We start from the raw sequence: 25369 nt of genomic DNA, 5'->3' as shown, positions 1-25369 counted from the left end.
ACGGCGTGACACCTTGCGATGGCACGCCGTTTAAGCGGAATTAACGCGTTCCGTAGACCACGATGGTTTTACCGTGGGCGGAGATCAGGTTTTGATCTTCCAGCATTTTCAGGATACGGCCCACTGTTTCACGGGAGCAACCGACGATCTGACCAATTTCCTGACGGGTAATTTTAATTTGCATGCCGTCCGGGTGGGTCATGGCGTCTGGCTGTTTCGCCAGGTTCAGCAGAGTCTGCGCGATACGGCCGGTCACGTCCAGGAAGGCGAGGTTACCCACTTTCTCTGACGTGACCTGCAGACGGCGAGCCATCTGGGAAGAAAGACGCATCAGGATGTCAGGGTTAACCTGAATCAGCTGACGGAACTTCTTGTAAGAAATTTCAGCCACTTCACATGCTGTCTTTGCACGAACCCAGGCGCTACGTTCCTGGCCCTCTTCAAACAGGCCCAGTTCACCGATAAAATCGCCCTGGTTCAGATAAGAAAGGATCATCTCTTTCCCTTCTTCATCTTTGATCAGCACTGCCACCGAGCCTTTAACGATGTAATACAACGTTTCCGCTTTTTCACCCTGGTGAATCAGCGTGCTCTTTGATGGGTACTTATGAATGTGGCAATGAGACAAGAACCATTCGAGAGTCGGGTCTGTTTGCGGTTTGCCAAGCACCATGCGCTGTTATCCTCTGTTATAAGCTGTCACCAGAGTCATCAGATGCATCCGGACTCTGGGGTTGCAATCGAATTCTTACCCATACCCTGGGAAGTCGGCTACCGTAACGTTTCGCAGCCAGTAAAGTTTGATGTCCTCTGCATACATGTGTAACGTCAATGTATTACTGTAGCATCCAGAGTGTTTTAGCATAGCTTTCGCCGCGTGTCTCCTGGTGTCTCGCTTCAGCATGATGCAGGTCGCCTTCCATTGCGAGAAATGTAACGCACGCGTAATCTGTCATCAAAAATGCAACGTTGGAGTTTAAGAATATGCAAGCGCGCGTGAAATGGGTTGAAGGTTTAACGTTCCTGGGCGAGTCCGCGTCAGGACACCAGATTTTGATGGACGGTAACTCCGGCGATAAAGCGCCTAGCCCAATGGAAATGGTGCTGATGGCGGCAGGGGGATGCAGCGCAATTGACGTGGTGTCGATTCTGCAAAAAGGTCGTCATGACGTGACGGATTGTGAGGTTAAACTCACGTCAGAACGTCGCGAAGAGGCGCCACGCCTGTTCACCCATATTAACCTGCACTTTGTGGTCACCGGTAAAGAGCTGAAAGACGCGGCGGTCTCGCGTGCGGTGGACCTGTCTGCGGAGAAGTACTGCTCGGTGGCGTTAATGCTGGAGAAAGCGGTAAAAATCACGCATTCGTATGAAGTGATCGAGGCTTAAAAACAAAGCCCGGTGGCGCTTCGCTGACCCGCCCTACAAAAGCACGACCGTAGGCCCGGTAAGCGCAGCGCCACCGGGCAAAACAACTCACGCGATCTGCTTCCCTTCCATCAGTCGCTCCACCAGCGGCGTCATGATGAGCTCCATCGCCAGCCCCATTTTTCCGCCCGGCACCACTAACGTATTCATGTGCGAAATAAACGAGCCCTGCAGCATGGCCAGTAGCCAGGGGTAATCAATGCCTTCGAGATTGCGGAAATGGATCACCACAAAGCTCTCATCCAGAGACGGGATACTTTTGGCGGCAAACGGGTTGGAGGTGTCCACCGTCGGCACGCGCTGGAAGTTGATATGGGTGCGGGAGAACTGCGGCGTCAGGAAGTTAATGTAATCCTCCATGGAGCGCACCACGGAGTCCATCACCGCTTCGCGAGAATGGCCGCGCTCGCTCATGTCACGCGTCAGCTTCTGGATCCACTCCAGGTTAACGATAGGGACCACGCCGACCAGCAGATCCACGTGGCGCGCCACGTCGTGTTGAGGGGTGACCACGCCACCGTGCAGTCCTTCGTAAAACAGGACGTCGGTGGGTTCCGGCAGCGGTTGCCACGGGGTAAAGGTTCCCGGTACCTGATTCCAGGGAACGGCTTCATCATAGGTATGCAGATATTTGCGGGACTGCCCTTTGCCGCTCTGACCGTACTCGATAAAGGTTTGTTCCAGCAGGCCGAAGTCATTGGCCTCCGGGCCGAAGTAGCTGATGTGTTTACCCGAATCGCGCGCCTTACGGATGGCCATGTCCATTTCCGGACGCGTGTAGCGGTGAAAGCTGTCGCCTTCGACCTCCGCCGCACGGAGATTCAGCTGGGCGAAAATCTTGCGAAATGCGAGGCTGGTGGTGGTGGTTCCCGCACCACTCGACCCCGTAACGGCAATAACCGGATGTCTGGCAGACATAGCAACTCCCTGACTGAAAAGTGTGGAAGATCAGCCGTGAAACGCGTTGCGGGGCATGATATTGACCGTCTCATGCAGTTCTGACCACACCAGCAGCACGTCGCCGCTTTTCAGCTGGCGCTTAACATCGTTGACCTTTTGCTCAAGCGAGCGTTCCTGTTCACCATAATCGGTGCCTTCGCGTAATACAAAGCTTTCAATCAGATTATCGAGCGTTTCGGGAGCCAGATCCTGCCAGGGAATAATCATTTTGCACCGTCCAGATAAGGGGTTAGCCAGTCAGGAATTCGCGCTTCAAGCCACATTTTCGGGCGGCGCAGCGTGCCGCCGATAAACCCGACGTGGCCGCCGTGCTCCGTCAACTGATAGTGAACGTTGTCGGGCAGGAACTCCTGAGCGGGGATCGAGTGATGATCCATAAACGGGTCATCTTTGGCATGAATAATCAGCGTCGGCTGCGTGATCTTGCTGAGCAGCGGCATCGCGCTGCACTGACGATAATAGTCAATCGCATCGGCGAAGCCGTGGATTTTCGCGGTGATCAGGTCGTCGAACTCGCGAATACGGCGCACCTTTTTCAGCTGGCGCAGGCTGACCGGCAGGGTATCCGGGTAGGCCTTCAGCTTACGCGCCGCGTTGGCCTTCAGCAGGTTGAGCAGGTAGCGCTGATAAACGCGGGAAAAGCCTTTATCCATGTGATAGCTGCACTGCTCCAGCATAAACGGCGCGGAGACAATGACGGCGGCATCCAGCGGGACGCTTTCGCCCTCTTTGGCCAGCAGACAGGCCAGCATATTTCCGCCCAGCGAGTAGCCCACCGCGGCGGTTGGCACGGTGCCAAAGTTGTCCCGCAGCCAGTGTAAAAACCACGTACCGTCTTCGGTTTCACCCGAGTGATAAATGCGTTTCTGACGATTCGGTTCGCCGCTGCAGCCGCGAAAATGCATCACCACGCCGAGCCAGCCGCGCGCTTTTGCCGCCTCAATTAATCCATGCGCATACGGGCTGTGCAGGCTGCCTTCCAGGCCGTGAAAAACCACCAGACGCGGCTTATGGCGGGCCTGTTCCGGCGCTTCGCTCCAGGCGAGATCCAGAAAATCACCGTCTGGCAGGTCAAGCCGTTGCCAGTGCGGGGTGAACTGAACCTTGCGGCGGATCAGTCGCGGCAGCATGGTCTGCAGGTGGGGGTTAGCCACGCCGCGCATGGGCACGAACTCGGTGCTGTCTTCGGCCGCAATGTCGAAGTCTGATGGAATGATTTGGGTCATAAGGGCGATGCTGATTCTTGTCAGAAATTTACGGTACTTTCCGAATTGTACCCCGTTTAGCCTGGTTTTCCGAAACATGAACTGATCCCGATCACAAATCTTTACCTTGATTATTACTCTCAGGCTAATGATTCCGCTCTACGCTTAATTGATGCCTTTCTCACCAGAGCGCACACTTTACTCAACGTTAAGCAAATCAAAATGATTAGCTGAATCAGGAGGTTAATAATGTTATCTGGGCAAACACCCACCCGGCAATGGAACACGCGACGCAGCGAAAAAGCGCGTCGTCTGGCCTCCGTACCGGTGCAGGGCAAGGTACTGCCAACCGGCGATCTTGTCGCCATGCTGGAAAAATTAATCGCGCCTGGCGACAAGGTCGTTCTGGAAGGGAACAACCAGAAGCAGGCGGATTTCCTTTCCCGCTCGCTGGCCGAAGTGAACCCGCAAATTGTCCACGACCTGCATATGATCATGCCGAGCGTCGGCCGCAGCGAGCATCTGGACATCTTCGAGAAAGGCATCGCCCGCAAGCTGGACTTCTCCTTCTCCGGGACGCAAAGCCTGCGTATTTCGCAGCTGCTGGAAGACGGTCAGCTCGAAATCGGTGCGATTCACACCTACATCGAACTTTACTCACGCCTCTACGTCGACCTTTCGCCCAATGTGGCGCTGATTGCCGGTTTTAAAGCCGACCGCAAAGGCAACCTCTATACCGGGGCGAGTACCGAAGATACCCCGGCGCTGGTGGAAGCCGCCGCGTTCCACGATGGCATCGTCATCGCGCAGGTGAACGAGCTGGTGGACGACGAGTGCGACCTGCCGCGCGTGGATATTCCGGGCTCCTGGATCGACTACGTGGTCGTTGCGGACAAACCGTTCTTTATTGAACCGCTGTTCACCCGCGACCCGCGCCTCATTAAGCAGGAACATATCCTGATGGCGATGATGGCCATCAAAGGCATCTACGCGGAGCACCAGGTGCAGTCCCTGAACCACGGTATCGGCTTTAACACCGCGGCGATTGAGCTGCTGCTGCCCACCTACGGCGAACAGCTCGGCCTGAAGGGCAAAATCTGTAAACACTGGACGCTGAACCCGCATCCGACGCTGATCCCCGCCATTGAAAGCGGCTGGGTGGAAAGCGTGCACTGCTTCGGCGGCGAGCTGGGGATGGAAGAGTACATCCGCGCCCGTCCGGACGTATTCTTTACCGGTGCCGACGGCTCCATGCGTTCCAACCGCGCCTTCTGCCAGCTGGCAGGCCAGTACGCGGTGGATATGTTTATCGGCTCTACGCTGCAGGTTGACGGTTACGCCAACTCCTCAACCGTGACCCGCGGTCGTCTTTCCGGCTTCGGCGGTGCGCCAAACATGGGCCATGACCCGCACGGTCGTCGTCACGCCACCCCGGCCTGGCTGAACATGATCACCGAGCCTGACCCGATGCAGCGCGGTAAAAAACTCGTCGTGCAGATGGTCGAAACCTTCCAGGCGGGCGTGAAGCCAACCTTCGTGGAAAAACTCGATGCCGTTGACGTGGCGAAAGCCTCCGGCATGCCGCTGGCGCCGGTAATGATTTACGGCGATGACGTGACGCACGTGCTGACGGAAGAGGGGATTGCCTACCTCTACCGGGCGAAAGATCTGGAAGAGCGTCGGGCCATGGTTGCCGCCGTCGCGGGGATCACCGATATCGGCCTGGGCGTTGATGCCAAACGCGTGGCGGAACTGCGCCAGAGCGGCAAGGTGGTGTATCCGGAAGATATGGGTATCCGCCGCACCGACGCCACCCGCTCTCTGCTGGCTGCGGGCAGCGTGGCTGACCTCGTGGAGTGGTCCGGCGGTCTGTATAACCCACCTGCGAAATTCCGGAGCTGGTAATGAAACTTCTGCCCCAGATTCAGGTTGAAGGCGGTGCCGAATGGCTGGCGCGAACCGCCACGCAGTGTCTGATTGACGAAGCACGTTTAAGCCCGAAACCCGGTCTGGTGGACAGTCGGGGGAACGGCGCGCACCACGATTTATCCCTTGCGCTGATGGAGCGCTCCGCGCGCAGCCTGACTCCCACGTTTCAGGCGCTGGCGCAGCAAAGCTGGCAGCGTCCGGCAGATATTGCGCTTCGGCAAACCGTTGGCCGTCTTGGCCGCGAAGGCGAACAGCAGATGATGGCGGCCACCGACGGGGTGAATACCCATCGTGGCGCGATCTGGGCGCTGGGATTGCTGGTGAGTGCGGTGGCGATGCTGGGCGGTGATGCCAGGGCGCAAGACATCGCCAGCACCGCCGCGCGGCTGGCGACGCTGCCGGACGAGGCGGCACCGAAGGTGTTCAGCAAAGGTCTGCGCGCCACGCACCGCTACCGCGTGCCGGGCGCGCGCGAAGAGGCGCAGCAGGCGTTCCCGCACGTTATGCAGCGCGCATTGCCGCAGCTTCGCCTCAGCCGTCTGAACGGCAGCAGTGAGGCGCAGGCCAGGCTCGACGCGCTGATGGCCATCATGACCTCGCTCACCGACACCTGCGTGCTGTCGCGCGCCGGAATGGAGGGGCTGGACGCCATGCAGAGCGGTGCCCGTGCGGTACTGAACGCCGGAGGCTGTGCAACGGCTGCGGGCCAGCAGGCGCTGGCGAGCTTAGACCGCCAGATGCTCTCGCTCAACGCTTCACCGGGCGGCGCTGCCGACCTGCTTGCCGCCACGCTGTTTCTCGACCGCGTCGAAACGCCTTATTCAAAGCATTAAGAGGATGTTATGGAAAAAATTACATTGACCGTGCCAGCCAGCCGCGCGTTAAGCGGCAGGGCGCTGGCGGGCGTCGTCGGCTCCGGGGATATGGAGGTGCTCTTCACCGCCGAACCGGGCCAGACGCTAACCATTGATATTACCACCTCAGTCGACAACAGCCGTGGCCGCTGGGAGGCGCTGTTCAACCGCCTGCAAACGGTCAGCAGCCTGCCTGCAGGAAAACTGACCATTCATGACTTCGGCGCGACGCCGGGCGTGGCCCGCATTCGCATCGAACAGGTTTTTGAGGGGGTGAGCCATGCGTGATGACAGCAGCTTTATCGAACTAAAAGCGCGCCAGCGCGCGCAGGCCCTGCTGGATGACGGCAGCTACCGCGAACTGCTGGATCCGTTTGAAGGCATTATCTCTCCGTGGCTTGGGCCGCAGGGCATTGTCCCGCAGGCCGATGACGGCATGGTCGTCGCAAAAGGCACCATCAACGGTCAGCCTGCGGTCGTGGTCGCGATTGAAGGCGCGTTCCAGGGCGGCAGCATGGGCGAAGTGTCCGGTGCAAAAATGGCGGCGGCGCTGGAGTTGGCGGCGGAAGATAACCGTAACGGCATTCCGACGCAGGCAGTGCTGTGCCTCGAAACCGGCGGCGTGCGCCTGCAGGAAGCGAACCTCGGCCTGGCGGCGATTGCCGATATCCACGCGGCGATTGTAGACCTGCGTCGCTACACCCCCGTCATCGGGATTGTGGCCGGGACGGTAGGCTGCTTCGGCGGGATGTCCATTGCCGCGGCGCTGTGCAGCTACCTGATTGTGACCCGCGAAGCGCGTCTTGGCCTCAACGGTCCGCAGGTTATCGAACAGGAGGCGGGCATTGAAGAGTACGACTCCCGCGACCGTCCGTTTATCTGGAGCATGACCGGCGGCGAAGTGCGCTATCAAAGCGGCCTGGTGGATGCCCTGGTGGGCGACGGCGTAAACGCGGTGAAAGCGGCGATGAACGACGCGATTGCCAAAGGCGTGCCGGCGAAACACCGCACCGATAACTACGACGATTACCTGAACCGTCTGACCCATTTCGACACCCGCAAGCAGGCCGATGCCGAACAGATTAACGCGCTTTTTGCCCGGGAGGTGAAATGATGAGTAATTCAAAAAGCCGTGGCGAGCTCTGGCTGGAAACCCTCGCCCCGAACGCCAAACGTATCGAAGGGCTCTGCCCGTCCGTGCAGGCGGCAGACGGCGAGCTGAACGGTGAGGCGGTGCGCTTTGTGGCCGTGGTGCCGGATGCCAACAACCACTTCCCGCGGGCGGCGAAAGGTGAGGTCGGTCTGCTGGAAGGCTGGACGCTGGCGAAGGTGGTCAGCGAAACCGTCGCGGCGGATGCCGATAAAGCCGTGAAGCGCCCGATTGTGGCGGTGATTGACGTCCCGAGCCAGGCCTATGGCCGTCGTGAAGAGGCGTTTGGTATTCATCAGGCGCTGGCAGGAGCCGCTGCCGCGTATGCTAACGCGCGCCTGGCCGGTCACCCGGTGATTGGGCTTATCGTCGGCAAGGCGATGTCCGGCGCGTTCCTGGCGCACGGCTACCAGGCCAACCGTCTGATCGCCTTTAACGACAAAGGCGTGCTGATCCACGCGATGGGCAAAGAGTCTGCGGCGCGTATTACCCTGCGTACCGTCGAGGCGCTGGAAAAACTGGCGGCGACCATTCCGCCAATGGCCTACGACATCAGCAACTACGCCACGCTGGGGCTGCTCTCCAGCCTGCTGGATATCAGTAATCCGGATGCCCCGTCCGATAACGATCTGGCGCAGGTGAAAACCACCCTGCAACAGGCCATCAGTGACGCTCGTCAGGACGTGACGCTTAAAAACCGTCTGGGTGCTGACAACCGCCGCAGCTCGGCGCTCGTACGCGAACGTATGCGAGCCAGCTGGTAAGTAAAAAAAAGACCTGCCAGAGATGCAAACCCCGTGGGCGCGCCCGCTGCGCCCGCGTGGGAGCCTGCATCCTGAAAAATAATAAACATCGCACCAGTGCTAAAACTTTTTTTACTACAGGTGATTTATGACTTACGTAATTGTTCATGCTCTTGCACCGATTTTCGTCATCATGCTGCTGGGATTCTGGGCCGGTAAGGCAAAGATGGTCGATAACAAAAACGTTTCCCTGCTCAATATCTTCGTGATGGATTTTGCACTGCCTGCCGCGCTGTTCAGCGCCACCGTGCAAACACCGTGGACCGGCATCGTGGCGCAGTCGCCGCTGATTCTGGTGCTCACCCTGGCGATGTGGATTACCTATGCGGCCATCTACTTCCTCGCCATCAAAGTCTTTAAAAAATCACCGCAGGATGCGGCTGTGCTGACCCTGACGGTAGCTTTACCGAACTACGCGGCGCTGGGCCTGCCGATTCTGGGCAGCGTGCTGGGGGAAGGTTCTTCCACGTCTCTGTCCGTCGCGGTCTCTATTGCCTGCGGCTCCGTGCTGATGACGCCGTTCTGCCTGCTGATCCTGGAGCGTGAAAAAGCGCGCGCCGAGGGGAATAACTCGGGCTCAACGCTCTCCATGCTGCCGGTGCTGATGTGGCGTTCCATTAAAAAACCGATCGTGATGGGCCCGCTGCTGGGTGTGATTTTGTCCGCTATTGGGATCAAAATGCCGGAGCTGGTGCTTGCGGCGATTAAACCGCTGGGGCTGTCGGCGACCGCTGCCGCGCTGTTCCTGACCGGGGTGATCCTCTCTGCCCGTAAGCTGCAGATCAACACCATGGTGATCACCTCCACCATCGCCAAACTGCTGATTCAGCCAGCGATAGCCTGGGGTATCGTGCTGATCTTCGGTCTGCACGGCTCCGTGGCGATCACCGCTATCCTGATGATTGCGCTCTCCGCGGGCTTCTTCGGCGTGGTGTTCGGTAACCGCTTTGGCGTGCAGTCGCCGGATGCTGAAGCCGTGCTGCTGTTAAGCTCCGTACTGTGTATCCTGTCGCTGCCGCTGTTTATCTCGCTGACTTCAGGAATGTAATTATGACCACAACATTACGCCCTCACGACCTCATCTGGCTTACCGCGCGCGACGCGCTGGAAGGCATCACCGAAACCTGGGTGGAGGCGGCCTGGCATACTGGCCTGCCGGTGGTGGTGCGGCGTGATGTTGATAGTGAAAGCCGCATTCCCGTTGGCGTGCGCGGATTGCGCCGCGACCAGCGGGCGGCCGGATGGGTGAAGCCCGAAAACGTGCTGCGTGTGGTATCGCCGGAAGACCTGTGCGCCACCGCCGATCTGCTGCGTTCGCCGTTTGTCACCCAGCCGCCGGTTCAGGTGGCGCTGCAGCTTGCGCAGCAGGCGTGGCCGTGGACGTGGGGCATTACCGGCAGCACCGGCTACGCGCTGGCGACCGGCATTCCGGTGATCCATGCCGACAGCGATCTCGATCTGCTGATCCGCGCGCCGCAGCCGATTTCCCCGGATGCTTTTATCGCATGGCAGTCGCAACTGAGCCGCGCGCTATGCCGGGCGGATACGCAGGTGGATACCCCCGAGGGCGGCTTTGCGCTGGCGGAGTGGTTACGCGACGGCAAAACGCTGCTGAAAACACGCCGTGGACCGCGCCTGGTGGCGGATCCGTGGCGCAGGGAGGAGTGATGAAACTACTGTTTACCTTTCCGGGACAGGGCACGCAGCATGAAGGCATGCTGCAAAACCTGCCGGGAACGGAGCTGGAACAGGCGCGAGAGGTGCTTGGTGCCGAAGCGGATACGCTGGACGGCGCGGACGCGTTAACTCATACCCGCGCGGTTCAACTGTGTCTGCTGATTTCAGGCGTGGCCTGGGGGCGAGAGCTGGAGCGTCGCGGCGTGACACCGGATATCGTCAGCGGGCTGTCCATCGGCGCTTATCCGGCGGCGGTTATCGCAGGCGCGCTGGACTTTTCGGACGCGCTGAGGCTGGTGGCGCTGCGCGGTGATCTAATGGAACAGGCGTACCCGCACGGTTACGGCCTGACGGCAATCATGGGCTTAACCCTGCCGCAGGTGGAAACGCTGATTGAAGGTACCGGAACCTACATTGCCAACCTGAACGCTGAAACGCAGATCGTGATTGCCGGAAGCGATGACGGGATGGCGCAGGCGGCGGCACGCGCGCTGGCAAAAGGGGCGAGCAAGGCCAAACGGCTGGCGGTAAGCGTGCCGTCCCACTGCGAACTGCTGGCGGAACCGGCGAAAAAGCTGGCGTCGGCGTTTGAATCGGTCAGCCTTTCACGCCCACGCTGCGCATACCTGAGCGGCAGTACAGGCCGCGTGCTCTGGCAGCCGGAAAAAATCGCCGACGATCTGGCGATGAACATGGCGCGAACCGTGCGCTGGCAGGAGGCGGTGATTTCCGCTAACGAGCGCGAAGCCCGACTGGCGATTGAAATGCCGCCCGGCGGCGTACTGACCTGCCTGACGCGTCAGGCTGCGTGGGAAGGGGAGACCATCTCGCTGGAGCGCAGCGGGGTGGACGTGGCGGTGCATCTGGCGAAGCGACTTCGTGCGTGAGTTTTTGCCGGGTGGCGGCTTCGCCTTACCCGGCCTACGGGTTCGGTTGTCTTGTTTTGTATCACACACTTTCCTGCAAACTGCGCGCATACATCCGCCCTTCGGCGGCTAATGCCCGCAGGCTCGGGTCCTGCTCGCGGTTGCGGGCAAAGACAATCGCGATCAGCTGCTGCATCTGGTATGGCTCCGCCAGCTTCAACAGCTGTACCGAATTCTCGTAGACCTTCTTCATCCTGCCCGGCATCAGCGTAAAACCCACGCCTGCCTGTACCAGGCTCAGCATCGAGAAGATGTCATTCACCCGGGTAACAATCTCCGGTTCGAACCCGGCGATATGAAACGCTTCCTGAAACCCTGCATACGTGGCGAACCCTTCAGCAAGAGCGACAAATTTCTGGTCTTTATAATCACGCAGATCCGCGGGGCCGCGTGTATTCAGCGTGGCGGAAGCCGGTGCGGCGAGGAAGATGTCGTCATGGAACAGCGGCAGAACCTCAAGACTGTTGCGGTCGATGTCGCTTTCGGAGATGGAGATAAGAATCGCGTCCAGCGAGCCTTCATCCAGCATGTGCAGCAGGGTGTCGTTGGAGCCCATCGTCAGATCCATCTCCAGATCCGGACGGCGCAGCTTCATGCCCATAATCAGGCGCGGCACGGTTTCCAGCGTCAGGGAGTAGAGCGTGCCCACGCGCAGCCGCCCCTGGCCGATCCCGGCGATTTTGCGCGACTCTTCCAGCCCGCGCTCCATCACCTGCATCACCTCCTGGCAATACTCCAGCAGCGTCCAGGCGGAAGGCAGGGCAATCAGGTTGCGCCCCTTGTGGGTAAAGAGCGGGCAGCGCACGTTCTCTTCCAGCGTGTGCAGCGCGCGGTGCACGCTCACGCCGCTCAGGCCCAGAGTTTCGGCGGTACGCGCGATATTCCCTTTCTCCATAAACGTCATGAAGATGCTGAGCTTGCGGAACGTAATCTCGCTCGTGATATCGAAACTCATAACCCTCCCGGCGTGTTATTCAGCCTGCAGCATCGCTTCCAGCTGTTCCTGCGCGTCCAGCCACGCCATTTCGCACTCTTCGAGGCTGGATTTGGTCTTCGCCTGCGTTTGCAGGCAGTCCGTCAGCTCAGCCTTGCGGCTCTGGTCATACAGACCGCTGTCGCCGAGCTTTTCCTCAACGATAGCCAGCGTGGCGTTGAGTTTTTCCATCTCTTTTTCGAGACGGGCAATCTCTTTACGCAGCGGCTGCGTCTGGGTGCGAAGCTCCGCTTCACGACGCTTCTGGTCTTTACGCGCCTGCGCGCTGTTGGCGTTGTCTTTTGCCGACTCTTCCGGCTGGTTTTCCTGCTTCTGCACGTCCGTCAGCCACTGCTGGTAGTCTTCCAGATCGCCGTCGAACGGTTCGACTTTGCCGCCGTGCACTAAATAGAGATCGTCCGTGGTGGAGCGGATCAGGTGACGGTCGTGCGAGACCACTACCAGCGCGCCTTCGAACTCAATCAGCGCTTCGGTTAGCGCCTGGCGCATGTCGAGATCCAGGTGGTTGGTCGGTTCATCGAGCAGCAGCAGGTTCGGGCGCTGCCAGACGATCAGCGCCAGCACCAGACGGGCTTTTTCGCCGCCGGAGAAGCGCTCGGTGTTTTCAGTCACCTTATCGCCCTGGAAGCCAAAGCCGCCGAGATAGTCGCGCAGCTTCTGCTCCATCTCCTGCGGCGCCAGACGCGCGAGGTGCTGAATCGGCGATTCATCCGCGCGTAAAAATTCCAGCTGATGCTGGGCGAAGTAGCCTAGCTTAATGCCCTTCGCCAGGCCGATTTCACCGCTGACCGGATTAAGCTCGCCCGCCAGCAGCTTGATCAGCGTCGATTTACCGGCACCATTGCGCCCCAGCAGGCCAATGCGCGAACCCGGCACCAGATTGAGCTTGATGGAATCGAGAATAATGCGGTCGGCATAGCCCGCGCTGACCTTCTCCATCTTCAGGAGCGGGTTTGGCAGGCTTTCCGGCTCGCGGAAGCTGAAGTGGAACGGGTTATCCACGTGCGCCGGGGCAATCATCTCCATGCGTTCCAGCATCTTGATGCGGCTCTGGGCCTGCTTGGCTTTTGACGCTTTAGCCTTAAAGCGATCCACAAAGCTCTGCAGGTGCGCCACGCGCTGCTGCTGGCTTTCGTACATGGACTGCTGCTGGGCAAGACGCGTCGCGCGCTGGCGCTCGAAGGAGCTGTAGTTGCCGGTGTACTCGAACATCGTTTGCTGCTCGATATGAATGATTTTATCCACCACCGGGTCAAGGAAGTCGCGGTCGTGGGAGATCAGAATCAGAGTGCCCTGATAGCTCTTGAGCCACTTCTCCAGCCAAATAACCGCATCGAGATCGAGGTGGTTAGTCGGTTCATCGAGCAGCAGCAGGTCAGAGCGGCAGATCAGCGCCTGCGCCAGGTTGAGGCGCATACGCCAGCCGCCGGAGAAGTCGCTGACCGGGCGTTCCAGCTGTTCATTGCTGAAGCCCAGTCCGTGCAGCAGGCTGGAGGCGCGGGAGCGAATAGTCCACGCGTCGATGGCGTCCAGCTTGCCGTGAACGGTGGCGATGGCGTGACCGTCGTTGCGCTCGTTAGCAGAATGAAGTTCCGCCTCGAGCTTACGGTATTCACGGTCGCCGTCGATAACATAGTCGAGTGCCGGTTCGCTCAGCGCCGGCGTCTCCTGGTTTACCCAGGCGAGCTGCCAGTTCCCCGGGAAGGTAAAGTTACCGCCATCCGCGCTAATCTCGTTTTTCAGCAGCGCCAGCAGAGTGGATTTACCACAGCCGTTTTTGCCGACCAGACCCACTTTTTGGCCTGGATTGATGGTAGCAGTGGCGTTATCCAGCAGGACGCGCACGCCGCGACGAATTTGTAACGAGGAGAAAACAATCATAGAAGCGCCGTATGTTCCGACTATGTTAATTTGTCATTATGATAATGTAAGGTGTGCGCCATTTTCCGCACCGGGCCGCCATGGTAGCCCAAAACAACGACGATACACAAAAACAGAAACAAGACCGGGAGGGGAATGATGTCTCAGACAGCAAAAGTGCTGCTGCTGTATGCCCATCCGGAATCTCAGGACTCGGTGGCAAACCGGGTGCTGCTTAAGCCGGCCACACAGCTCAGCAACGTGACGGTGCACGATCTCTACGCGCACTATCCTGATTTCTTTATTGATATCCCTTACGAGCAGGAGCTGCTGCGTCAGCATGACGTGATTGTGTTCCAGCATCCGCTTTATACCTATAGCTGTCCGGCGCTGCTCAAAGAGTGGCTGGACCGCGTGCTGAGCCGGGGCTTTTCCAGCGGGGTGGGGGGCAACCAACTGGCGGGAAAGTACTGGCGTAGTGTGATTACGACCGGTGAACCCGAAAGCGCTTACCGTCACGATGGGCTGAATCGTTATCCGATGAGCGACATCCTGCGGCCTTTCGAGCTGACGGCGGCGATGTGCCGTATGCACTGGATGAGCCCGATTATTATCTACTGGGCGCGGCGGCAGGATCCGAAAGAACTGGCAAGCCACGCCAGAGCCTACGGTGAATGGCTCGCGTCACCGATTCCGGCAGGAGGTCGTTAATGGAAGGATCGAATTTGCTCCTTGCCGGGGTGCTGTTTTTATTTGCGGCCGTCGTTGCGGTGCCGCTTGCTGCGCGCATTGGTATCGGTGCGGTGTTGGGTTATCTGCTGGCGGGGATCGCGATTGGTCCCTGGGGACTGGGATTCATCAGCGATGTAGATGAGATCCTCCACTTCTCTGAACTGGGCGTGGTGTTCCTGATGTTCATCATCGGCCTGGAGCTGAATCCTTCGAAATTGTGGCAACTCCGACGCTCTATCTTTGGCGTGGGCGCCGCGCAGGTGTTGTTCAGCGCCGCGATCCTGGGCGGCCTGTTAATGCTGACCCATTTTTCATGGCAGGCGGCGGTGATTGGCGGGATAGGCCTTGCGATGTCGTCGACGGCGATGGCGCTGCAGCTGATGCGTGATAAAGGGATGAATCGCAACGAAGCCGGTCAGCTGGGCTTTTCGGTGCTGCTGTTCCAGGATTTGGCGGTGATCCCGGCGCTGGCGCTGGTGCCGCTGCTGGCGGGTTCCGGGGACGATCACTTCGACTGGGCTAAAATTGCCATGAAGGTGCTGGCCTTCGCGGGCATGCTGATCGGCGGGCGTTTCCTGTTACGTCCCGTGTTCCGCTTTATTGCCGCGTCGGGCGTTCGCGAGGTGTTCACCGCCGCGACGTTGCTGCTGGTGCTGGGATCGGCGTTATTTATGGACGCGCTGGGGCTGTCGATGGCACTCGGGACCTTTATCGCCGGGGTGCTGCTGGCGGAGAGCGAGTATCGGCACGAGCTGGAAATTGCCATCGATCCTTTCAAAGGGCTGCTGTTGGGCCTGTTCTTTATTTCGGTAGGGATGGCGCTCAACCTTGGCGTGCTCTATACCCATCTGCTGTGGGTGATAGTGAGCGTTGCCATCCTGGTGGCGGTGAAGATGCTGGTGCTGTACGTCATGTCACGTATCTACGGGCTGCGCAGTTCGGAACGCATGCAGTTTGCCAGCGTGTTAAGCCAGGGGGGTGAGTTCGCGTTTGTGCTGTTCTCGACCGCCTCCTCCCAGAAGCTGTTTAAAGACGATCAGATGGCGCTTTTGCTGGTGACGGTCACGCTGTCTATGATGACCACGCCGCTGCTGATGAAGCTGGTGGATAAACTGCTGTCGCGTCGCCTGAATCCAGCTGACGATGAAGACGAAGCGCCGTGGGTGGAAGACGACAAGCCGCAGGTGATTGTGGTGGGCTTTGGCCGTTTCGGACAAGTTATCGGACGTTTGCTGATGGCGAACAAAATGCGCATTACGGTGCTGGAGCGGGATATCAGCGCGGTCAACCTGATGCGCAAATATGGCTATAAGGTTTACTACGGCGATGCGACCCAGCTCGAGCTGCTGCGCTCGGCGGGGGCGGAAGCGGCAGAGTCCATCGTGATTACCTGTAACGATCCGGAAGACACGATGAAGCTGGTGGAGTTGTGCCAGCAGCATTTCCCGCATCTGCATATTCTGGCGCGTGCGCGGGGACGTGTTGAAGCTCACGAACTGTTGCAGGCGGGTGTGAAACACTTCTCCCGTGAGACGTTCTCCAGTGCGCTGGAGCTGGGCCGTAAAGCGCTGATCTCGCTCGGCATGCATCCGCATCAGGCGCAGCGCGCCCAGATGCACTTCCGCCGGCTGGATATGCGGATGCTGCGCGAGCTGATGCCGGTTCATACCGATACGGCGCAGATCTCTCGCGTGCGGGAAGCGCGTCGCGAGCTGGAGGAGATCTTCCAGCGAGAGATGCAGCAGGAACGACGGCAGCTCGATGGCTGGGATGAATTTGAATAAAGGGTAACGAAAAATGGCTGTACGTAAACGCTTTATTGCGGGTGCAAAATGCCCGACCTGCCAGGCGCAAGATACCCTGGCGATGTGGCGGGAAAATAATATTGATGTTGTTGAGTGTGTTAAGTGCGGTCACCAGATGCGTGAGGCCGATAAAGAGGCCCTCGATCACGTTCGCAAAGAAGAGCAAGTTATCGGGATTTTTCATCCGGACTAGCGATATGCCCTGAGTTTTTTTAAGCTAAAGGGTACACGGGTGCAGATTTCCGCTACAATCTGCGCCAGCAATTTTCCCACGCTCAGGAGATATCATGAAAGTAGCAAAAGACCTGGTGGTCAGCCTGGCCTATCAGGTACGTACAGAAGACGGTGTGTTGGTTGATGAGTCTCCGGTGAGTGCGCCGCTTGACTACCTGCATGGTCACGGTTCCCTGATTTCCGGCCTGGAAAACGCGCTGGAAGGTCATGAAGTTGGCGACAAATTTGACGTTGCTGTGGGCGCGAACGACGCTTACGGTCAGTATGACGACAACCTGGTTCAGCGCGTTCCTAAAGACGTGTTCATGGGCGTTGACGAACTGCAGGTTGGCATGCGCTTCCTGGCTGAAACTGACCAGGGCCCGGTTCCTGTTGAAATCACCGAAGTGGAAGATGACCACGTCGTGGTTGACGGTAACCACATGCTGGCTGGCCAGAACCTGAAATTCAACGTAGAAGTTGTTGCGATCCGTGAAGCGACCGAAGAAGAGCTGGCTCATGGCCACGTTCACGGTGCGCACGGTCACGACCATGACCACGATCACGGCCATGACGGCTGCTGCGGTGGTCACGGCCACGATCACGATCATGGTCACGACCATGGTAAAGGTGGTTGCGGTAACGGCGGCTGCGGCTGCCACTAATTCCGTCATGCGGAAAATAAAAAAGCGGGATAATCCCGCTTTTTTTACGCCTCAATAATGAGGAGGTGGCGTCTCTTCTGACTGAGAGGCAATGTTTGACGGCTGCGTGGCCTTCAGCTTTTCCGTCAGCAGGCGCATATGATCCCGCAGTTTTGCCATTTCAAGCTCATGTGCGGTCACGGTCTGGTTTAGCTCTTCGATGGTGATGTCCTGAAAAGCCAGGCGGCTTTCCAGCTCAGCCATTCTCGCTTCTATTGCTGTATCCTTCATCATTCACCTCGTTTATTTCAGATTCGCCATAATGGCCCTGCGGCGGCGCAGTTTAACCGAGTTTATCCTTAAGTACAGTCCGCATCCCTTTGGCAGGAAACTTATTTAAACAAAAATAGTCTGAAAAGTGGCGAGAATTGGAAGTGTCTGTCTGTAGATTTCTTCCGCAACGTTTTATAGTACGTAACTCATTTACGTTTAACGCTGGGGTGAGAGTCCCCAGGCCCTGGAGATATGGATGAAATCACTGTTTAAAGTAACGCTGCTGGCGACGACGATGGCTGTTGCGCTGAACGCGCCGCTGTCGTTCGCGGCTGATACTGCTGCGAAGCCTGCTGCCACTGCAGACAGCAAAGCGGCGTTCAAAAATGACGACCAGAAATCCGCCTATGCACTGGGCGCATCTCTGGGTCGTTACATGGAAAACTCTCTGAAAGAACAAGAGAAACTGGGCATCAAACTGGATAAAGCTCAGCTGATCGCGGGCGTTCAGGACGCATTTGCAGATAAGAGCAAGCTGTCTGACCAGGAAATCGAACAGACTCTGCAGGCGTTTGAAGCGCGCGTGAAGGGTGCCGCGCAGACTAAGATGGACGCGGACGCGAAAGACAACGAAGCGAAAGGCAAAGCCTACCGCGATACCTTTGCTAAAGAGAAGGGTGTGAAAACCTCTTCTACTGGCCTGGTGTACAAAGTTGAGAAAGAAGGCACCGGCGATGCGCCTAAAGACAGCGACACCGTTGTTGTGAACTACAAAGGTACGCTGATCGACGGTAAAGAGTTCGACAACTCTTACACCCGCGGTGAGCCGCTCTCCTTCCGTCTGGACGGCGTTATCCCGGGCTGGACTGAAGGCCTGAAAAACATCAAGAAAGGCGGCAAGATCAAGATGGTTATCCCACCGGATCTGGCCTATGGCAAAACCGGCGTTCCGGGTATCCCTGCCAACTCTACGCTGGTCTTTGACGTAGAGCTGCTGGACATCAAACCGGCACCGAAAGCGGATGCCAAAGCAGACGCGCCGGCTGACGATAAAGCCGCTGCTGCTAAGAAGTAATGCTGAAAAAAAACCGCCGCCTTTAAGGCGGCGGTTTTTTATTGTGGGGCAGATATAATTAACACTGGAAAGCGTTAGGCACGCTGTATTAATTTAGTTGTCCGTGTAGATAATGAGCCTGCCCTGAAAACCTAACGACAGGCTCCTGAAAAGGAGTGTTTTTTTCATGTCCAGGTCGCTTTTAACCAACGAAACCAGTGAACTTGATTTGCTGGATCAACGTCCTTTCGATCAGACCGACTTCGATATTCTGAAATCCTATGAAGCGGTAGTGGACGGGTTAGCGATGCTCATTGGCTCCCACTGCGAAATCGTATTGCACTCCCTGCAAGATCTGAAGTGTTCCGCCATCCGCATTGCGAATGGTGAGCATACTGGCCGTAAAATTGGTTCGCCAATTACCGACCTTGCATTGCGTATGCTGCATGACATGACCGGCGCGGACAGCAGCGTCTCCAAATGCTATTTCACCCGCGCCAAAAGCGGCGTGCTGATGAAATCAGAAACCATCGCGATTCGAAACCGCGAGCATCGTGTTATTGGGCTGCTGTGCATCAACATGAACCTTGATGTGCCATTCTCGCAAATCATGAGCACCTTTATTCCACCAGAAACGCCGGACGTTGGCTCTTCTGTTAACTTTGCCTCCTCCGTTGAAGATTTGGTGACGCAGACGCTTGAGTTTACGATTGAAGAGGTGAATGCCGATCGCAACGTCTCGAACAACGCCAAGAATCGTCAGATCGTGCTCAATCTCTATGAGAAAGGAATTTTTGATATTAAAGACGCCATCAACCAGGTGGCCGATCGTCTGAACATCTCCAAGCACACGGTCTACCTCTATATTCGCCAGTTCAAAAGCGGCGATTTCCTGGGGCAAGACAAGTAATGCGTTTTGCGTTAATGGTGACAGGCCCGGCGTACGGTACTCAGCAGGCCAGCAGCGCGCTGCAGTTTGCGCATGCGCTACTGGCGGCCGGGCATGAGCTGGCGAGCGTCTTCTTCTATCGGGAAGGGGTGTATAACGCGAATCAGTTTACGTCACCGGCGAGCGATGAGTTCGATCTGGTGCGCGGCTGGCAGGCATTAAACGAAAAGCAGGGCGTAGAACTGCACATCTGCGTGGCGGCGGCTCTGCGCCGCGGGGTGACCGATGCAACCGAAGCCGCGCGTCTTGGTTTATCGGGTTCTAACCTGCAGCCCGGTTTTTCGTTGAGTGGTCTGGGGGCACTGGCACAGGCGGCATTAACCTGCGACAGAGTGGTGCAATTCTGATGAAGCGCGTGGCATTTGTTTTTACGTCTGCGCCGCACGGCAGCGCTTCTGGCCGAGAAGGGCTGGATGCGCTGCTCGCGACATCAGCATTGACCGAAGATATCGGTGTCTTCTTTTTGGGCGACGGCGTATTTCAGCTTCTGGCGGGGCAACAGCCTCAGGCCATTCTGGCGCGTGATTACATCGCGACGTTCAAAGTGTTACCGCTTTACGATATCGAAACCTTCTATGTTTGTGCTGACTCTTTGGCCGCGCGTGGTTTAAACGAGGCAACGCCTTTCGTACTGGATGCGACAGTCCTGTCTTCTGCTGCATTGCGCGAACACCTTTCCCACTACGACACTATTCTGACTTTCTGAGGCCGTCATGCTCCATACTCTGAGCCATTCACCATGGCAATGTGATACCGACGCGTTACTGAGTATGCTGCGCGAAGGTGATGACCTGCTGCTGATTCAGGATGGCGTGCTTGCCGCACTGGAAGGCAGTCGTTTCGTTGAAATTCTCACGAATGCCCCAATAACAGTCTCTGCGCTGAAAGACGATCTGGATGCGCGGGGTCTTTCTGGTCAAATTTCAGCCAAAATTGACGTGGTTGGCTATACTGATTTCGTCAATCTTACTGTGACGCACGCCAGTCAAATGAACTGGTGATCTGAGATCGCTGTATATTTCTTGACACCTTTTCGACGTAGCCCTAAAATTTCGCGTCCTCATATTGTATGAGGTCGATTTATTACGTGTTTACGAAGCAAAAGCTAAAACCAGGAGCTATTTAATGGCAACAGTTAACCAGCTGGTACGCAAACCACGCGCACGCAAAGTTGCAAAGAGCAACGTGCCTGCGCTGGAAGCCTGCCCGCAGAAACGTGGTGTATGTACTCGTGTATATACCACCACTCCTAAAAAACCAAACTCCGCACTGCGTAAAGTATGCCGTGTGCGTTTGACTAACGGTTTCGAAGTGACTTCCTACATCGGTGGTGAAGGTCACAACCTGCAGGAACACTCCGTGATCCTGATCCGTGGCGGTCGTGTTAAAGACCTTCCGGGTGTTCGTTACCACACCGTTCGTGGTGCGCTCGACTGCTCAGGTGTTAAAGACCGTAAGCAGGCTCGCTCCAAGTACGGCGTGAAGCGTCCTAAGGCTTAATGGTTCTCCGTTAAGTAAGGCCAAACTGATTTATCTTAATGTCACACTAAACTCTTTGAGTTTTGGACAATCCTGAATTAACAACGGAGTATTCCCATGCCACGTCGTCGCGTCATTGGTCAGCGTAAAATTCTTCCAGATCCGAAATTCGGATCAGAACTGCTGGCAAAATTTGTAAATATCCTGATGGTAGATGGTAAAAAATCTACTGCAGAAGCAATCGTATACAGCGCGCTTGAGACCCTGGCTCAGCGTTCTGGTAAAAATGAACTGGAAGCTTTCGAAGTCGCTCTCGACAACGTTCGCCCAACCGTAGAAGTTAAGTCCCGCCGCGTTGGTGGTTCTACTTATCAGGTTCCAGTTGAAGTTCGTCCGGTTCGTCGTAATGCTCTGGCAATGCGTTGGATCGTTGAAGCTGCTCGTAAACGCGGTGATAAATCCATGGCTCTGCGTCTGGCGAACGAACTTTCTGATGCTGCAGACAACAAAGGTACTGCAGTTAAGAAACGTGAAGACGTTCACCGTATGGCAGAAGCCAACAAGGCGTTCGCACACTACCGTTGGTAATCCCTTCGGAGTATTAGTCACCAGGCGGGCGCTTCAGAGAAGCCGCCCGCTCTGGGTAACTTAACTGAACGCCTAAAGATATAAACGAGGAATCAAATGGCTCGTACAACACCCATCGCACGCTACCGTAACATCGGTATCAGTGCGCACATCGACGCCGGTAAAACCACTACTACCGAACGTATTCTGTTCTACACCGGTGTAAACCACAAAATCGGTGAAGTTCATGACGGCGCAGCCACCATGGACTGGATGGAACAGGAGCAGGAGCGTGGTATTACTATCACCTCCGCAGCGACTACTGCATTCTGGTCAGGTATGGCTAAGCAGTACGAACCGCATCGCGTAAACATCATCGACACCCCGGGCCACGTTGACTTCACCATCGAAGTAGAACGTTCCATGCGTGTTCTTGACGGCGCGGTAATGGTTTATTGCGCAGTTGGTGGTGTTCAGCCACAGTCTGAGACCGTATGGCGTCAGGCGAACAAATATAAAGTTCCACGCATCGCGTTCGTTAACAAAATGGACCGTATGGGTGCTAACTTCCTGAAAGTTGTTGGTCAGATCAAATCCCGTCTGGGCGCGAACCCTGTTCCGCTGCAGCTGGCAATTGGTGCTGAAGAAGGCTTCACCGGCGTTATCGACCTGGTGAAAATGAAAGCCATCAACTGGAACGATGCAGACCAGGGCGTTACCTTCGAATACGAAGATATCCCGGCTGAAATGCAGGACCTGGCTGACGAATGGCACCAGAACCTGATCGAATCCGCTGCTGAAGCTTCTGAAGAGCTGATGGAGAAATACCTGGGTGGTGAAGAACTGACTGAAGAAGAGATCAAAAAAGCTCTGCGTCAGCGCGTTCTGAACAACGAAATCATCCTAGTAACCTGTGGTTCTGCGTTCAAGAACAAAGGTGTTCAGGCGATGCTGGATGCGGTAGTTGACTACCTGCCATCCCCGGTTGACGTTCCTGCGATCAACGGCATCCTGGACGACGGTAAAGATACTCCGGCTGAGCGTCATGCAAGCGACGAAGAGCCATTCTCTGCACTGGCGTTCAAAATTGCTACCGACCCATTCGTGGGTAACCTGACCTTCTTCCGCGTTTACTCTGGTGTGGTTAACTCCGGTGACACCATCCTGAACTCAGTGAAAACGGCGCGTGAACGTTTTGGCCGTATCGTACAGATGCACGCTAACAAACGTGAAGAGATCAAAGAAGTTCGTGCGGGCGACATCGCTGCAGCTATCGGTCTGAAAGACGTGACTACTGGTGACACCCTGTGTGACCCAGATCACCCGATCATTCTGGAGCGTATGGAATTCCCTGAGCCGGTAATCTCCATCGCAGTTGAACCAAAAACCAAAGCTGACCAGGAAAAAATGGGTCTGGCTCTGGGCCGTCTGGCGAAAGAAGACCCATCATTCCGCGTATGGACTGATGAAGAATCTAACCAGACCATCATCGCTGGTATGGGTGAACTGCACCTGGACATCATCGTTGACCGTATGAAGCGTGAATTCAACGTTGAAGCGAACGTGGGTAAACCTCAGGTTGCTTACCGCGAAGCGATTCGCGCGAAAGTTACCGATGTTGAAGGTAAACACGCTAAGCAGTCTGGTGGTCGCGGTCAGTACGGTCACGTTGTGATCGACATGTACCCACTGGAGCCGGGCTCTAACCCGAAAGGTTACGAGTTCATCAACGACATCAAAGGTGGTGTAATTCCTGGCGAATACATCCCAGCCGTTGATAAAGGCATTCAGGAACAGCTGAAAGCGGGCCCTCTGGCTGGCTATCCGGTTGTTGACATGGGTGTTCGTCTGCACTTCGGTTCTTACCACGACGTTGACTCCTCTGAACTGGCGTTTAAACTGGCTGCGTCTATTGCCTTTAAAGAAGGCTTTAAGAAAGCAAAACCAGTTCTGCTTGAACCAATCATGAAGGTTGAAGTAGAAACTCCTGAAGAGAACACCGGTGACGTTATCGGTGACTTGAGCCGTCGTCGCGGTATGCTGCGTGGTCAGGAATCCGAAGTAACTGGCGTTAAGATCCACGCTGAAGTTCCGCTGTCTGAAATGTTCGGATATGCAACTCAGCTGCGTTCTCTGACCAAAGGTCGTGCATCATACACCATGGAATTCCTGAAGTATGATGATGCGCCTAACAACGTTGCTCAGGCCGTTATTGAAGCCCGTGGTAAGTAATCCACAGGATTAAAACCTAAGTCCCGTGCTCTCTCCACAGGGGAGAGCACTATAGTAAGGAATATAGCCGTGTCTAAAGAAAAATTTGAACGTACAAAACCGCACGTCAACGTTGGTACTATCGGCCACGTTGACCATGGTAAAACTACCCTGACTGCTGCAATCACTACCGTTCTGGCTAAAACCTACGGTGGTTCTGCTCGCGCATTCGACCAGATCGATAACGCGCCAGAAGAAAAAGCACGTGGTATCACCATCAACACTTCCCACGTTGAATATGACACCCCGACTCGCCACTACGCACACGTAGACTGCCCAGGCCACGCCGACTATGTTAAAAACATGATCACCGGTGCTGCGCAGATGGACGGCGCGATCCTGGTTGTTGCTGCGACTGACGGCCCAATGCCTCAGACTCGTGAGCACATCCTGCTGGGTCGTCAGGTAGGCGTTCCTTTCATCATCGTGTTCCTGAACAAATGCGACATGGTTGATGACGAAGAGCTGCTGGAACTGGTAGAGATGGAAGTTCGCGAACTGCTGTCTCAGTACGATTTCCCAGGCGACGATACCCCAATCGTTCGTGGTTCTGCTCTGAAAGCGCTGGAAGGCGAAGCTGAGTGGGAAGCGAAAATCATCGAACTGGCTGGCTTCCTGGATTCTTACATCCCAGAACCAGAGCGTGCGATTGACAAGCCATTCCTGCTGCCAATCGAAGACGTATTCTCCATCTCCGGTCGTGGTACCGTTGTTACCGGTCGTGTAGAGCGCGGTATCATCAAAGTTGGCGAAGAAGTTGAAATCGTTGGTATCAAAGAGACTGCGAAGTCTACCTGTACTGGCGTTGAAATGTTCCGCAAACTGCTGGACGAAGGCCGTGCTGGTGAGAACGTTGGCGTTCTGCTGCGTGGTATCAAACGTGAAGAAATCGAACGTGGTCAGGTTCTGGCGAAGCCAGGCTCAATCAAGCCACACACCAAGTTCGAATCTGAAGTGTACATCCTGTCCAAAGACGAAGGCGGCCGTCATACTCCGTTCTTCAAAGGCTACCGCCCACAGTTCTACTTCCGTACAACTGACGTGACCGGTACCATCGAACTGCCAGAAGGCGTTGAGATGGTAATGCCAGGTGACAACATCAAGATGGTTGTGACTCTGATCCACCCAATCGCGATGGACGACGGTCTGCGTTTCGCAATCCGTGAAGGCGGCCGTACCGTTGGCGCGGGCGTTGTTGCTAAAGTTCTGGGCTAATTAATTATCCCTGAATAAAAAAAGGACGCTTCGGCGTCCTTTTTTGTTTTCTGCCATTCAGGCACTGTCACAAAATTTCGCATTTTTTGCCTGCTCCCGCCCCGTATTGTGGTGCTTGTGCTATTGTAATCATAACCATTCTCACTTACACTTTGCGCATAATTTGAACGGGAGTCTCTATGTACGTTTGTTTATGTAATGGTGTAAGCGACAAGAAAATACGTCAGGCCGTTCGCCAGTTTCAGCCTCAGTCATTTCAGCAGCTACGCAAATTTGTTCCGGTGGGAAATCAATGCGGTAAATGTGTACGTGCTGCGCGAGAGATCATGCAGGACGAATTGATGCAGATCCCGGAATACAAAGAGATCGCGTAAGCGCCCA

Annotated in this window: 30 protein-coding genes; 23 read left to right on the top strand and 7 right to left on the bottom strand. The window is 56.3% G+C overall.

Features of this window, described 5'->3' with window-relative positions:
• Positions 1–40: 40 nt before the first annotated feature.
• Positions 41–673 carry a cAMP-activated global transcriptional regulator CRP gene (gene crp, locus V1566_RS01115; protein WP_000242758.1) on the bottom strand — a complete coding sequence of 211 codons (633 nt, stop codon included), beginning with the start codon at positions 671–673 and terminating at the stop codon, positions 41–43.
• Between the two features lie 311 nt (positions 674–984).
• Here crp and V1566_RS01110 point away from each other — a divergent pair, with 311 nt between their 5' ends.
• Positions 985–1389 (top strand): OsmC family protein, encoded by a 405-nt coding sequence (locus V1566_RS01110; protein ID WP_008503018.1) that lies wholly within the window; start codon positions 985–987, stop codon positions 1387–1389.
• An 87-nt stretch (positions 1390–1476) separates the two neighbouring features.
• Here V1566_RS01110 and V1566_RS01105 read toward each other — a convergent pair whose 3' ends face one another.
• Genes V1566_RS01105 through V1566_RS01095 form a run of 3 tightly spaced genes read right to left on the bottom strand, consistent with a single transcriptional unit; the run spans position 1477 to position 3614 of the window.
• Positions 1477–2346, bottom strand: a complete 870-nt coding sequence (locus V1566_RS01105; protein WP_063441821.1) for a phosphoribulokinase — start codon at positions 2344–2346, stop codon at positions 1477–1479.
• A 30-nt stretch (positions 2347–2376) separates the two neighbouring features.
• A complete protein-coding gene (locus V1566_RS01100) occupies positions 2377–2595 on the bottom strand; it encodes a YheU family protein (protein ID WP_063144226.1) in 219 nt (72 codons plus the stop codon).
• Entirely contained in the window at positions 2592–3614 is a 1023-nt protein-coding gene (locus tag V1566_RS01095) for a hydrolase (RefSeq protein WP_029741379.1), read from the bottom strand. Before V1566_RS01095 ends, V1566_RS01100 begins: the two co-directional genes overlap by 4 nt.
• A gap of 228 nt (positions 3615–3842) precedes the next feature.
• Between V1566_RS01095 and mdcA the strand changes: the two genes are divergently transcribed.
• The 8 genes from mdcA to mdcH all read left to right on the top strand — a co-directional run bounded on the left by mdcA (position 3843) and on the right by mdcH (position 10893).
• A complete protein-coding gene (mdcA, locus tag V1566_RS01090; protein ID WP_023298766.1) occupies positions 3843–5498 on the top strand; it encodes a malonate decarboxylase subunit alpha in 1656 nt (551 codons plus the stop codon).
• On the top strand, positions 5498–6355 hold the full coding sequence (locus V1566_RS01085; protein ID WP_395304827.1) for a triphosphoribosyl-dephospho-CoA synthase: 858 nt from the start codon (positions 5498–5500) through the stop codon (positions 6353–6355). The genes mdcA and V1566_RS01085 overlap by 1 nt, the downstream gene beginning before the upstream one ends.
• A 9-nt stretch (positions 6356–6364) precedes the next feature.
• Positions 6365–6664, top strand: coding sequence for a malonate decarboxylase acyl carrier protein (mdcC, locus tag V1566_RS01080; RefSeq protein WP_014885504.1), 300 nt, complete (start codon positions 6365–6367; stop codon positions 6662–6664).
• Positions 6657–7490 carry a biotin-independent malonate decarboxylase subunit beta gene (locus V1566_RS01075; protein WP_395304826.1) on the top strand — a complete coding sequence of 278 codons (834 nt, stop codon included), beginning with the start codon at positions 6657–6659 and terminating at the stop codon, positions 7488–7490. The genes mdcC and V1566_RS01075 overlap by 8 nt, the downstream gene beginning before the upstream one ends.
• A complete protein-coding gene (mdcE, locus tag V1566_RS01070; protein ID WP_395305936.1) occupies positions 7490–8290 on the top strand; it encodes a biotin-independent malonate decarboxylase subunit gamma in 801 nt (266 codons plus the stop codon). The genes V1566_RS01075 and mdcE overlap by 1 nt, the downstream gene beginning before the upstream one ends.
• A 127-nt stretch (positions 8291–8417) precedes the next feature.
• Positions 8418–9377: an AEC family transporter gene (locus V1566_RS01065; RefSeq protein WP_395304825.1), complete on the top strand. Its 960-nt coding sequence runs from the start codon at positions 8418–8420 to the stop codon at positions 9375–9377.
• A 2-nt stretch (positions 9378–9379) separates the two neighbouring features.
• On the top strand, positions 9380–9997 hold the full coding sequence (locus V1566_RS01060; RefSeq protein WP_395304824.1) for a malonate decarboxylase holo-ACP synthase: 618 nt from the start codon (positions 9380–9382) through the stop codon (positions 9995–9997).
• Positions 9997–10893 (top strand): malonate decarboxylase subunit epsilon, encoded by an 897-nt coding sequence (mdcH, locus tag V1566_RS01055; protein WP_395304823.1) that lies wholly within the window; start codon positions 9997–9999, stop codon positions 10891–10893. Before V1566_RS01060 ends, mdcH begins: the two co-directional genes overlap by 1 nt.
• 61 nt (positions 10894–10954) lie before the next feature.
• On the opposite strand, the gene V1566_RS01050 is transcribed toward mdcH, so the two are convergent.
• Entirely contained in the window at positions 10955–11887 is a 933-nt protein-coding gene (locus V1566_RS01050) for a LysR family transcriptional regulator (RefSeq protein WP_301512589.1), read from the bottom strand.
• 15 nt (positions 11888–11902) lie between these two features.
• Positions 11903–13807: an ABC transporter ATP-binding protein gene (locus V1566_RS01045; RefSeq protein ID WP_395304822.1), complete on the bottom strand. Its 1905-nt coding sequence runs from the start codon at positions 13805–13807 to the stop codon at positions 11903–11905.
• A gap of 135 nt (positions 13808–13942) precedes the next feature.
• On the opposite strand from V1566_RS01045, the gene kefG reads away from it, so the two are divergent.
• From kefG to slyD, 4 genes are all read left to right on the top strand, one after another.
• Positions 13943–14497, top strand: coding sequence for a glutathione-regulated potassium-efflux system ancillary protein KefG (gene kefG, locus V1566_RS01040; protein ID WP_395304821.1), 555 nt, complete (start codon positions 13943–13945; stop codon positions 14495–14497).
• Positions 14497–16302, top strand: coding sequence for a glutathione-regulated potassium-efflux system protein KefB (kefB, locus tag V1566_RS01035; RefSeq protein WP_395304820.1), 1806 nt, complete (start codon positions 14497–14499; stop codon positions 16300–16302). The genes kefG and kefB overlap by 1 nt, the downstream gene beginning before the upstream one ends.
• Positions 16303–16315: 13 nt before the next feature.
• Positions 16316–16516 (top strand): YheV family putative zinc ribbon protein, encoded by a 201-nt coding sequence (locus V1566_RS01030; protein WP_395304819.1) that lies wholly within the window; start codon positions 16316–16318, stop codon positions 16514–16516.
• A gap of 94 nt (positions 16517–16610) precedes the next feature.
• Entirely contained in the window at positions 16611–17201 is a 591-nt protein-coding gene (gene slyD / locus V1566_RS01025; protein WP_014833521.1) for a peptidylprolyl isomerase, read from the top strand.
• Between the two features lie 51 nt (positions 17202–17252).
• Here the strand turns inward: slyD and V1566_RS01020 are convergent, their stop codons facing one another.
• Entirely contained in the window at positions 17253–17471 is a 219-nt protein-coding gene (locus V1566_RS01020) for a protein SlyX (RefSeq protein ID WP_023309461.1), read from the bottom strand.
• 238 nt (positions 17472–17709) lie between these two features.
• On the opposite strand from V1566_RS01020, the gene fkpA reads away from it, so the two are divergent.
• From fkpA to bfd, 10 genes are all read left to right on the top strand, one after another.
• Positions 17710–18528: an FKBP-type peptidyl-prolyl cis-trans isomerase gene (fkpA, locus tag V1566_RS01015; RefSeq protein WP_023309460.1), complete on the top strand. Its 819-nt coding sequence runs from the start codon at positions 17710–17712 to the stop codon at positions 18526–18528.
• A gap of 166 nt (positions 18529–18694) precedes the next feature.
• The gene (locus tag V1566_RS01010; protein ID WP_003861697.1) at positions 18695–19417 is read left to right on the top strand and encodes a transcriptional regulator; all 723 of its coding nucleotides are present in this window, start codon (positions 18695–18697) and stop codon (positions 19415–19417) included.
• Entirely contained in the window at positions 19417–19803 is a 387-nt protein-coding gene (tusD, locus tag V1566_RS01005; RefSeq protein WP_121426097.1) for a sulfurtransferase complex subunit TusD, read from the top strand. Before V1566_RS01010 ends, tusD begins: the two co-directional genes overlap by 1 nt.
• Positions 19803–20162 (top strand): sulfurtransferase complex subunit TusC, encoded by a 360-nt coding sequence (gene tusC, locus V1566_RS01000; protein ID WP_370733231.1) that lies wholly within the window; start codon positions 19803–19805, stop codon positions 20160–20162. Before tusD ends, tusC begins: the two co-directional genes overlap by 1 nt.
• Positions 20163–20169: 7 nt before the next feature.
• Positions 20170–20457, top strand: a complete 288-nt coding sequence (gene tusB, locus V1566_RS00995) for a sulfurtransferase complex subunit TusB (RefSeq protein WP_054830114.1) — start codon at positions 20170–20172, stop codon at positions 20455–20457.
• A gap of 124 nt (positions 20458–20581) precedes the next feature.
• Positions 20582–20956 (top strand): 30S ribosomal protein S12, encoded by a 375-nt coding sequence (gene rpsL, locus V1566_RS00990; RefSeq protein ID WP_000246815.1) that lies wholly within the window; start codon positions 20582–20584, stop codon positions 20954–20956.
• A 96-nt stretch (positions 20957–21052) separates the two neighbouring features.
• Positions 21053–21523, top strand: a complete 471-nt coding sequence (gene rpsG / locus V1566_RS00985; RefSeq protein ID WP_004106370.1) for a 30S ribosomal protein S7 — start codon at positions 21053–21055, stop codon at positions 21521–21523.
• 96 nt (positions 21524–21619) lie between these two features.
• Positions 21620–23734: an elongation factor G gene (gene fusA / locus V1566_RS00980; protein ID WP_063144212.1), complete on the top strand. Its 2115-nt coding sequence runs from the start codon at positions 21620–21622 to the stop codon at positions 23732–23734.
• A gap of 69 nt (positions 23735–23803) precedes the next feature.
• Positions 23804–24988, top strand: coding sequence for an elongation factor Tu (tuf, locus tag V1566_RS00975; protein ID WP_014068448.1), 1185 nt, complete (start codon positions 23804–23806; stop codon positions 24986–24988).
• 179 nt (positions 24989–25167) lie between these two features.
• On the top strand, positions 25168–25362 hold the full coding sequence (gene bfd / locus V1566_RS00970; protein ID WP_008503493.1) for a bacterioferritin-associated ferredoxin: 195 nt from the start codon (positions 25168–25170) through the stop codon (positions 25360–25362).
• Positions 25363–25369: the final 7 nt, after the last annotated feature.

The sequence above is a fragment of the Enterobacter sp. ECC-019 genome (assembly GCF_043974075.1).
Classification (GTDB): Bacteria; Pseudomonadota; Gammaproteobacteria; order Enterobacterales; family Enterobacteriaceae; genus Enterobacter; species Enterobacter asburiae_D.
This window is presented reverse-complemented; position numbering and strand designations above follow the sequence as displayed.

What these genes read in the sequence shown, in the direction of transcription:
- V1566_RS01085 (WP_395304827.1), top strand. Translation starts at nt 5,498, where the DNA reads ATGAAACTTCTGCCCCAGATTCAGGTTGAAGGCGGTGCCGAATGGCTG.
- V1566_RS01065 (WP_395304825.1), top strand. Translation starts at nt 8,418, where the DNA reads ATGACTTACGTAATTGTTCATGCTCTTGCACCGATTTTCGTCATCATG.
- V1566_RS01075 (WP_395304826.1), top strand. Translation starts at nt 6,657, where the DNA reads ATGCGTGATGACAGCAGCTTTATCGAACTAAAAGCGCGCCAGCGCGCG.
- V1566_RS01095 (WP_029741379.1), bottom strand. Translation starts at nt 3,614, where the DNA reads ATGACCCAAATCATTCCATCAGACTTCGACATTGCGGCCGAAGACAGC.
- kefB (WP_395304820.1), top strand. Translation starts at nt 14,497, where the DNA reads ATGGAAGGATCGAATTTGCTCCTTGCCGGGGTGCTGTTTTTATTTGCG.
- V1566_RS01105 (WP_063441821.1), bottom strand. Translation starts at nt 2,346, where the DNA reads ATGTCTGCCAGACATCCGGTTATTGCCGTTACGGGGTCGAGTGGTGCG.
- V1566_RS01010 (WP_003861697.1), top strand. Translation starts at nt 18,695, where the DNA reads ATGTCCAGGTCGCTTTTAACCAACGAAACCAGTGAACTTGATTTGCTG.
- tusD (WP_121426097.1), top strand. Translation starts at nt 19,417, where the DNA reads ATGCGTTTTGCGTTAATGGTGACAGGCCCGGCGTACGGTACTCAGCAG.
- fkpA (WP_023309460.1), top strand. Translation starts at nt 17,710, where the DNA reads ATGAAATCACTGTTTAAAGTAACGCTGCTGGCGACGACGATGGCTGTT.
- V1566_RS01045 (WP_395304822.1), bottom strand. Translation starts at nt 13,807, where the DNA reads ATGATTGTTTTCTCCTCGTTACAAATTCGTCGCGGCGTGCGCGTCCTG.
- mdcC (WP_014885504.1), top strand. Translation starts at nt 6,365, where the DNA reads ATGGAAAAAATTACATTGACCGTGCCAGCCAGCCGCGCGTTAAGCGGC.
- mdcA (WP_023298766.1), top strand. Translation starts at nt 3,843, where the DNA reads ATGTTATCTGGGCAAACACCCACCCGGCAATGGAACACGCGACGCAGC.
- V1566_RS01030 (WP_395304819.1), top strand. Translation starts at nt 16,316, where the DNA reads ATGGCTGTACGTAAACGCTTTATTGCGGGTGCAAAATGCCCGACCTGC.
- V1566_RS01020 (WP_023309461.1), bottom strand. Translation starts at nt 17,471, where the DNA reads ATGAAGGATACAGCAATAGAAGCGAGAATGGCTGAGCTGGAAAGCCGC.
- fusA (WP_063144212.1), top strand. Translation starts at nt 21,620, where the DNA reads ATGGCTCGTACAACACCCATCGCACGCTACCGTAACATCGGTATCAGT.
- mdcE (WP_395305936.1), top strand. Translation starts at nt 7,490, where the DNA reads ATGAGTAATTCAAAAAGCCGTGGCGAGCTCTGGCTGGAAACCCTCGCC.
- V1566_RS01110 (WP_008503018.1), top strand. Translation starts at nt 985, where the DNA reads ATGCAAGCGCGCGTGAAATGGGTTGAAGGTTTAACGTTCCTGGGCGAG.
- tusB (WP_054830114.1), top strand. Translation starts at nt 20,170, where the DNA reads ATGCTCCATACTCTGAGCCATTCACCATGGCAATGTGATACCGACGCG.
- V1566_RS01060 (WP_395304824.1), top strand. Translation starts at nt 9,380, where the DNA reads ATGACCACAACATTACGCCCTCACGACCTCATCTGGCTTACCGCGCGC.
- tusC (WP_370733231.1), top strand. Translation starts at nt 19,803, where the DNA reads ATGAAGCGCGTGGCATTTGTTTTTACGTCTGCGCCGCACGGCAGCGCT.
- crp (WP_000242758.1), bottom strand. Translation starts at nt 673, where the DNA reads ATGGTGCTTGGCAAACCGCAAACAGACCCGACTCTCGAATGGTTCTTG.
- rpsG (WP_004106370.1), top strand. Translation starts at nt 21,053, where the DNA reads ATGCCACGTCGTCGCGTCATTGGTCAGCGTAAAATTCTTCCAGATCCG.
- V1566_RS01050 (WP_301512589.1), bottom strand. Translation starts at nt 11,887, where the DNA reads ATGAGTTTCGATATCACGAGCGAGATTACGTTCCGCAAGCTCAGCATC.
- V1566_RS01100 (WP_063144226.1), bottom strand. Translation starts at nt 2,595, where the DNA reads ATGATTATTCCCTGGCAGGATCTGGCTCCCGAAACGCTCGATAATCTG.
- kefG (WP_395304821.1), top strand. Translation starts at nt 13,943, where the DNA reads ATGATGTCTCAGACAGCAAAAGTGCTGCTGCTGTATGCCCATCCGGAA.
- bfd (WP_008503493.1), top strand. Translation starts at nt 25,168, where the DNA reads ATGTACGTTTGTTTATGTAATGGTGTAAGCGACAAGAAAATACGTCAG.
- mdcH (WP_395304823.1), top strand. Translation starts at nt 9,997, where the DNA reads ATGAAACTACTGTTTACCTTTCCGGGACAGGGCACGCAGCATGAAGGC.
- rpsL (WP_000246815.1), top strand. Translation starts at nt 20,582, where the DNA reads ATGGCAACAGTTAACCAGCTGGTACGCAAACCACGCGCACGCAAAGTT.
- slyD (WP_014833521.1), top strand. Translation starts at nt 16,611, where the DNA reads ATGAAAGTAGCAAAAGACCTGGTGGTCAGCCTGGCCTATCAGGTACGT.